This window comes from Streptomyces sp. TG1A-8 (assembly GCF_030499535.1).
In the GTDB taxonomy this organism is placed as follows: Bacteria; Actinomycetota; Actinomycetes; order Streptomycetales; family Streptomycetaceae; genus Streptomyces.
Genome location: NZ_JASTLB010000001.1, coordinates 95,696 through 104,050, shown reverse-complemented (window position 1 = coordinate 104,050; position 8,355 = coordinate 95,696). Strand labels below are relative to the sequence as shown.

The following is an 8,355-nucleotide window of genomic DNA, read 5'->3' as shown; positions in this document are numbered from 1 at the left end:
TGTGGAGTTCATGATGAGTGCCCCTCAGGACCAGCTGGTCGCTGCCCTGCGCAGCGCGCTGGTGGACAACGAGCGCCTCAAGGAGGCCAACCAGCGCCTGTCGAAGCGGACCGGTGAACCGGTGGCGGTAGTGGCCATGGGCTGTCGCTACCCCGGTGGGGTAGCCTCGCCCGACGGCTTGTGGGCCCTGGTGCGTGAGGCGAAGGACGCCATCTCCCCCTTCCCCGAGGACCGTGGCTGGGACACCGGCGGGCTCTCCGACCCGCATTCCCCCGGCAGGTTGACCTCGCACACCCGCGAGGGCGGCTTCCTGACCGACGCCGGCGACTTCGATCCGGGCTTCTTCGGGATCTCGCCTCGTGAGGCGCTGGCGATGGACCCGCAGCAGCGGCTGCTGCTGGAAACCACCTGGGAGACCCTCGAAGGGGCGGGCATCGACCCGGCGACCCTGCGCGGCAGCAGGACCGGCGTCTTCGTCGGCATGATGGGCACCGATTACGGCGGCTCCCTGCACCACGTTCCCGACGGCGTCGAGGCGTTCCTCGGCATGGGCACCCAGTCCAGTGTCGGCTCCGGTCGGATCGCGTACACCTTCGGCCTTGAGGGGCCGACCGTCACCGTCGACACCGCCTGCTCCTCCTCCCTGGTGGCGATCCACCTCGCCGCGCAGTCCCTGCGCGCGGACGAGTGCTCGCTGGCCCTGGCCGGCGGCGTGTCCGTGATGGCGGGACCCGGCCTGTTCGTGGGACTCAGCCAACAGGGCGGAGTCGCGCGCGACGGTCGCTGCAAGTCTTTCGCGGAGGGCGCGGACGGCGCGGGTTTCGGCGAGGGTGTCGGTGTGGTGCTGCTGGAGCGGCTTTCGGACGCGCGGCGCAACGGGCACCCGGTGCTGGCGGTGATCCGGGGCAGCGCGGTCAACCAGGACGGCGCGTCCAACGGCCTGTCCGCGCCGAACGGTCCCTCGCAGCAGCGGGTGATCCGGCAGGCGCTGGCCAACGCCGGGCTCAAGCCGTCCGAGGTGGACGCGGTGGAGGCGCACGGCACGGGAACGTCGCTGGGCGATCCGATCGAGGCGCAGGCATTGCTGGCCACCTACGGCCAGGACCGCGACCGGCCGCTGTGGCTGGGCTCGTTGAAGTCGAACATCGGCCACACCCAGGCGGCGGCGGGTGTGGCCGGTGTGATCAAAATGGTGCTGGCGATGCGGCACGGTGTCCTGCCCCGGACCCTGCACGTGGACGAGCCGTCGATGCATGTCGACTGGTCGGAGGGCGACGTCCGGCTGCTCACCGAGGCCGTCGACTGGCCCGAGCACGGGCACCCCCGGCGCGCCGGCGTGTCGTCCTTCGGAGTGAGCGGCACCAACGCGCACCTCGTCCTGGAACAGGCCCCCCAGCCCGACGCGGCACCTGTCGCGCCCGCGCCCGCCACGGCCGTTCCGTGGCTGCTGTCCGCCAGGACGGCCGAGGCCCTGCGCGGACAGGCCGACCGGCTGCGGGCCCACGTGGCAGCACACCCCGGACTGGCTCCGGCCGACATCGGGTTCTCGACCGCGACCAGCCGGGCCGCGCTGCCCCACCGCGCGGTCGTGGTCGGCACCGACCGTGACGCCCTCAGCCGCGAACTCGACCTGCTGGTCCGTGGCGAATACTCGGATCACACGGTTCGGGGCACGACCGCCCCGGTGGGCCGGACCGTGTTCGTGTTTCCGGGTCAGGGGTCGCAGTGGGCGGGGATGGCGGTGGAGCTGCTGGAGTCGTCGCCGGTGTTCGCCGAGCGCCTCGCCGAGTGTGAGCGTGCCCTGGCTCCGCATGTGGACTGGTCGCTGGCCGAGGTCCTGCGATCCGGTGACTACGAGCAGGTGGACCGTGTGCAGCCGGTGCTGTTCGCCGTGATGGTCTCCCTGGCCGCGCTGTGGCGGTCCTACGGCGTCGAACCGGACGCGGTGGTCGGTCACAGCCAGGGCGAGATCGCCGCCGCGTGTGTGGCCGGGGCGCTGACGCTGGAGGACGCGGCGATGATCGTCGCCCTGCGCAGCAAGGCCCTCACCGCGCTCGCCGGGCAGGGCGCGATGATGTTCGTGGCCATGGCGGCCGGACCGCTGCGCGAACGCATCGCCGACTGGGACGGCCGTATCAGCGTGGCCGCCGTCAACGGTCCCGCTTCGGTGACGCTTTCCGGCGACCCCGGGGCACTGGAGGAACTGAGCGCGGCGCTGTCGGACGAGGACGTCCTGCGCTGGCCGATCCCGGGTGTCGACTTCGCCGCGCACTCGCGCCAGGTGGAGCGCATCCGCGACGAACTCTCCGGCCTGCTGGACGGTGTGCGTCCACGTCCGGCCGCGGTCGGGTTCTGGTCCACCGCCGACAGCGCGTGGCTGGAGGGTTCCGCCCTGGACGCCGGGTACTGGTACCGCAACCTGCGCCGGCCCGTGGAGTTCGACCAGGCCGTCCACCAGCTCATCACCGCGGGCTACGACACGTTCGTCGAAGTCAGCCCGCACCCCGTGCTGGCCGCCGCGGTCGAGGAGACGGGCGGCCGGATCGTGGTCGGCACGCTCCGCCGGGACGCGGGCGGCCTGGACAGGTTCCTGACCTCCCTCGCCGAACTCCACGTACGCGGCGTACGTGTCGACTGGCACCCGGTCTTTCCCGGCGCCCGGCGCGTCGCCCTGCCCACCTACGCCTTCCAGCACAAGCGGTACTGGCTGGACCCGGCCATCGAGCACATCGGCACCGCGACCGGCGGCCACTCGCTGATCGGGCGGCCGCGGCCGGTCGCCGACAGCGGAACGCTGCTGTTCGCCGGGCGCCTGTCCCTGCGCACCCACCCGTGGCTGGCCGACCACGCCGTCGGCGGTACGGTTGTACTGCCGGGCGCGGCGCTCGTGGAGACGGTGCTGCACGCCGGCCGGGACCTGGGCTGCGGGCTGCTCGAGGAGCTGACGGTCGAGACCCCGCTCGTGCTCGATCCCGCCGGACCGCTCACCATCCAGCTGACGTTGGAGGGCCCGGACGCGGCGGACCGGCGCCGGTTCGTTGTCCACTCCGCGTCGGACGACGGCCCCTGGACCCGGCACGCCACCGGATGGCTCGCCCCCGGCGCGACCGAGGCGCCTGCCGAGATTCAGGGTGGCACCCAGTGGCCGCCTGCCGACGCCGAACCGATGGACGTCGGAGACCTCTACGACAGGTTCACCGAGGGCGGCATCGAGTACGGCCCCGCCTTCCGGGGCCTGACCGCCGCCTGGCACCAGGGCGACCGTGTCTACGCGCAGGCGCGTCTGCCCGAGCTGCAGCGACCTGATGCCCGGCGGTTCGGCGTCCACCCGGCACTGTTGGACGCCGCGCTGCAGACCGTCGGCCTGACCCGCGGCGGCGACGAGGGCGGGCCGGTCCTGCCCTTCTCCTTCTCCGGGGTCAGCGTGTACGGCGAGGTGGGCGATGACTTGCGGGTCGAGACGACCAGGCGGGGCGAGAACGAGGTGTCCGTCCGCGCGACCGACCACGACGGCCGGCTGGTCGTCGAGGTGGAATCGCTCGCGCTGCGCCGCCTCACCGGCCTACCCCGCCACGACTCGCTCTACCACGTGTCCTGGGTGACCCGCCCGCTGCCGAGGGCGGTGGAGCGCGCCGACACGGTGGTCCACGTGGAGCCGGGCCCGCCGACCGCGGAGGCGGCCCACGAGACCACCCGCCGGGTGCTCGGCCGGCTGCAGGACTGGCTGGCCGACGACCACGCCGACGGCGCCCGGCTCGTCGTCGTCACGCGGGGCGCGGTGGCCGCCGCAGACGACGAGGACGTGACCGACCTGGCCGGCTCGCCGGTGTGGGGATTGGTCAGGTCCGCCCAGTCGGAGAACCCCGGCAACTTCGTCCTCGTCGACACCGACGAGGAGAGCGAGGACCTGCTGGCCGCCGCGCTCTCCTGCGAGGAGCCCCAGCTGGTGCTGCGCCGAGGCGAACTGCGCGTGCCACGGCTGAACCGGTCCACCCACGAGAGCACGGAACGAGGACTCGACCCGGACGGCACCGTGCTCGTCACCGGCAGTGCCGACGGCCTGGCCGGCCTCGTGGTCCGCCACCTCGCCACCGAACACGGCGTCCGGCGGATCATCCTCGCCAGCCGGCGGGGCCCGAGCGCCGAAGAGCTCCGGCGACTGGGCGCGGACCTGGACACCGAGATCCTCGGAGCCGCATGCGACGTGGCTGACCGGGACGCCCTGGCCGAGCTGCTGGCGGCCGTACCGGAGCGGGCGCCGCTGACCGCGGTCGTGCACACCGCGGCGGTGCTCTCCGACGGCGTCCTCGCCTCGCTGACCGCCGAGCAGGTCGGCGCCGTACTGCGTGCCAAGGTCGATGCGGCGCTCAACCTGCATGAGCTGACGAGTCACCAAGGAATACGGGAATTCGTCCTTTTCTCCTCGATCGCCGGCGTTCTGGGCGCTCCCGGACAGGGCAACTACGCGGCGGCCAACGCCTTCCTCGACGCCCTGGCCCACCACCGGCGCGCCCAGGGACTGCCCGCCCAGTCCCTCGCCTGGGGTATGTGGGAGCACAGCAGCGGTCTCACCCAGCATCTGGACGAGGCCGACGTGGCGCGGATCTCGCGCGGTGGAGTGGTCCCGTTCGACACCAAGCAGGGCCTGGCGGTCCTCGACCTGGCGCGCGGCACGGGGGCTCCCGCGCTGGTCCCGGCGATCCTCGCGGCCGCCACGCTCGACACCGGCCCGGAACACGCACCGGCCCTGCTGCGGGACCTCGTGCGCGCCCCGGCCCGGCGGCCCGGCCCCGGCCCCGAGCGCCAGAGCGCCGACGAGCTGCGGCGCAGGCTCGCCGGCCTGGACGAGGAGGACGGCGACGCCCTGCTCGGCGAGATCGTGCGCGGCCACCTCGCGACCGTGCTCGGCCACGCCTCGGCCGACGACATCGAGGAGAGCACCACCTTCCTCGCCCTCGGCCTGGACTCGCTCACCGCCGTCGAGCTGCGCAACCGGCTGACCGCGGTCACCGGACTGCGGCTGCGTCCCACCGTCGCCTTCGACTGCGCCACTCCCCGTGAGCTGTCGCGGTTCCTGCGCACCGAGCTGCTCGCCGCGGCGTCGGCCGAGACGGCCACACCGGCCGTCTCCGCCCGCCGCGCCGGCCCGCTGGACGCCGCCGGCGAACTCTTCCGGTACGCCGCCCAGCGCGGCCAGTTGAAGACGGGCGTGAAGCTGCTGCACCAGGCCGCCCAGTTGCGGACCATGTTCACGGCCACGTCGGGCCGCGAGGGCATTCCCGGCCCGCTGCGGCTGGCCACCGGAGCCAAGCGGCCCCGGATCATCTGCCTCTCCGCCTTCGTCGCCCTGGGCGGAGCTCATCAGTTCGTCCGGTTCGCCTCGTTCTTCGAGAACCAGTACGCCATCTCGGCCCTGGACGTCCCCGGCTTCCAGAACGACGAGCCGCTGGCCGCGGACTCGGAGGCACTCATCGATGTGTACTGTGACATGATCGCCGAACTGGTCGGCGACGATCCATTCGTCCTGCTGGGCTCCTCCTCCGGCGGCGTGCTTGCGCACGACACGGGCGAGCGGCTGAGCCGGCGGGGAGTCGCCCCGGCAGGTGTGGTCGTCATCGACGGCTACCCGATGACCAGTCCGCACATCAACAGGGTCCAGGACCAGCTGCTCAAGGGCATGTTCGAGCGTGAGGAGCGGTTCGTCAGCCTGGACGGCACCCGGCTCACCGCCATGGGCTGGTACTGCGGCATGTACGAGTTCTGGGAGCCGCGGGCGGTGGAGACGCCCACGCTGCTGCTGCGGGCCACCGTGCCGCTGGAGGGTATGACGGACGACCCGTCGAGCGAGGAGTGGCGAGCCGTGTGGCCTGACGCCAAGGTGCTCGATGTGCCCGGCGACCACTTCACGGTCATGGAGGATCACCTGGAGACGACCACGCGGGCCGTCAAGGACTGGCTGGCGACCTTGTGACGGGTACGGCCCGCCCGGCCGTACGACCCGGGCGGGCCCCTGCGGCGCACCGTGACGCGAACCTAGGCACCGCGCGCCGCCGAGGTGCTGTTTTCCCCTTTCCAGAGAGTCGGACCTGAAGTCCGACACATGATGTACGGAGGTTTCACATGGCGCTGGGCTACTTGCTGGGCGGAGGCGTGGGCACCGAGCCGCACGGCATCGAGCTGCACCGCGCGTACCCGGTGATGCAGCGGCTGTACGAGCAGATCGCCGAATGGACCGGCCTGACCGTCGGCCAGATCCTGGAGGAGGACCTGCCGGAGCCGCAGGAGCAGCGGCAGAGCGTCGGCTCGATCCGCGAGACGGCGCTCGCCCTCGCCGTGCACGACATCCTCGCGGAGCGGGGCGTACACCCCTCCGTCCTCGGTGGCCTGAGCCTGGGCGCCATGACCAGCAGTTGCCTGGCCGGCGCCCTCACCAGGCAGGAACTGTTCGGACTGCTCTCCAGTGCCGGGCTCTGCCCCGACCCGGACCCGTCCGAGCCGGCGCACGCCCTCGCCATCGCGGCCGTACCCGCGGGCCAGAGCGTCGAGACGTTCGTCGGCGGTGCCGAGGGCGTCCACGTCGCCGGTGACATGGGCGACACCGCCGACGGCGCGCTCCGCATCCACATGCTGGGCGGTCTGCACGATGCCATGGCCACGCTGGCCGGTTCGCTGCCCGAGGGCCTGGTCACCCTGTTGCCGGGCCGGGGCATCGCCCAGCACACCCCGCTGCGCGCCCCGTTCCGGCAGTTCATCGAGCCGTACATCGAGGCCATCGGCTTCCGCGCGCCCAAGCTGCCGGTGATGTCCTGCCTCGACCGCAAGCAGTTGGCCTCCGGCGGGGACGTCAAGGACCTGTTCAAGCGCAACCCGACCACACCGATCAGCCTGCCGTACGTGTATGAGGGTATGCACGGGATTGGCGTGCAGCTTGGTGTGGTGGTCGGCCCGGCGATCCCCGCCGGGCTGTTGCGCATACCCTTCCCCGTGCTCCACGTCGAGCAGCCGGAGCACATCGAGAAGGTTGTCTCCAGCGTGTTCGAGCTGGGCATCGAATACCCCGAGAAGGGGCTCCCGCAGTGCTGAACTCGGGTTTGTCCGCGGCCGACTGCGACAAGCTCGTGGACGGCTGGCTGACCACCGATCTGGACGAGTGGACCCGGCGAGTGGTCCGGCGCCACTTCGACCCGGAGACCGGCAGCCCCTACTGGCTGGAGCGGGTCGCGGAACTGCCGTTCGACCCTCGTGACATCGAACACTACGCGGAGCTCCCCGAGTTCGGCCCGTTCGACCTGGACGTGCTCCGCACGCGTGACCCGCGGGACTTCGTGCCCCTGGCCGTTCCGCGCCCGCTCACCGGCCGGGTGTGGGACTCCGGCGGGACCACGGGCGCGCCGTGCCGCCTCTGCTACACCCCGGAGATGATCGTCCAGCGTGGTGTGTGGCGCCGCTGGTCCTTCCAGACCGAGGGCTTCGAACCGCACCGCACCTGGCTCCAGGCGACGCCCACCGGACCCCACCTGATCGGCAACGGGGTCTGGGAGGCCGGGGACCTGTACCAGTCGGTCGTGTACGCGATCGACATGGATCCCCGCTGGGTGAAGCGGCTGCTGCGCACCGGGCGGATGGCGGTCGCGCGGGACTACACCGAACATCTGCTGGACCAGATCCTGGACGTGCTCGACACCCGCCAGGTGGACTACGTCAACACCACGCCGGCGCTGATGGTGGCGCTCGCCCGCCGGGCCCCCGAGCAGGTCGCCGCGTTGCGGGGCGTCCGGCTGAGCGGCACCCACCTGGTCCCCTCCGTCTACCGGCAGATCGTGAAGGCTCTGGACGGGGGCATCTGCGGTCTCAGCTACGGCAACACGTTCGGCAACGCGGCAGGCCTGCCGGTCGAGCAGGACGGTGAGCTGATGCCGTACCTGCCGAACTTCCCGCAGGTGACGATGGCGGTGGTGGACAAGACCGACCCGAGGACCGTAGTGCCGTACGGCACGGTGGGCAGGGTCCGGCTGACCGTGCTCCACGAGGACCTTTTCCTGCCCAACGTGCTCGAGCGCGACGAGGCGGTGCGGTACGACACGGGTGACCGCTTCCCCACGGACGGTGTGGCCAATGTGCGCCCGTTGGAGACGGCCAGTACCGCGGTCGAGGGGCTGTACTGAGCTGCCGTGCCCGCCCGGCCGGGGCCGTCGCCCCTCAGCGACGGTTCCGGCCGGGCGGGCCGTGGCACGCTTCTTCCGGCCGAGGAGCGGGCGGCGGCCCATGAACGCGTCGATCCGGTGACGGGCGAGCGCGGGCTGCGCCCGCTCTTTCGAAGCGCAGGGGAAGCCCACGGCTGTTCCGCGAGCCGCT

The 8,355-nt window shown here is 72.2% G+C and carries 3 protein-coding genes; all 3 read left to right on the top strand.

What is annotated here, in order from left to right:
* Positions 1–13 precede the first annotated feature (13 nt).
* Entirely contained in the window at positions 14–5,971 is a 5,958-nt protein-coding gene (locus tag QQY24_RS00530) for a type I polyketide synthase (protein ID WP_301970683.1), read from the top strand.
* A 149-nt stretch (positions 5,972–6,120) separates the two neighbouring features.
* A complete protein-coding gene (locus QQY24_RS00525; RefSeq protein ID WP_301970682.1) occupies positions 6,121–7,083 on the top strand; it encodes an ACP S-malonyltransferase in 963 nt (320 codons plus the stop codon).
* Complete coding sequence (locus tag QQY24_RS00520) at positions 7,077–8,165, top strand: arylcarboxylate reductase (RefSeq protein ID WP_301970681.1); 1,089 nt, start codon at positions 7,077–7,079, stop codon at positions 8,163–8,165. Before QQY24_RS00525 ends, QQY24_RS00520 begins: the two co-directional genes overlap by 7 nt.
* Positions 8,166–8,355 lie beyond the last annotated feature (190 nt).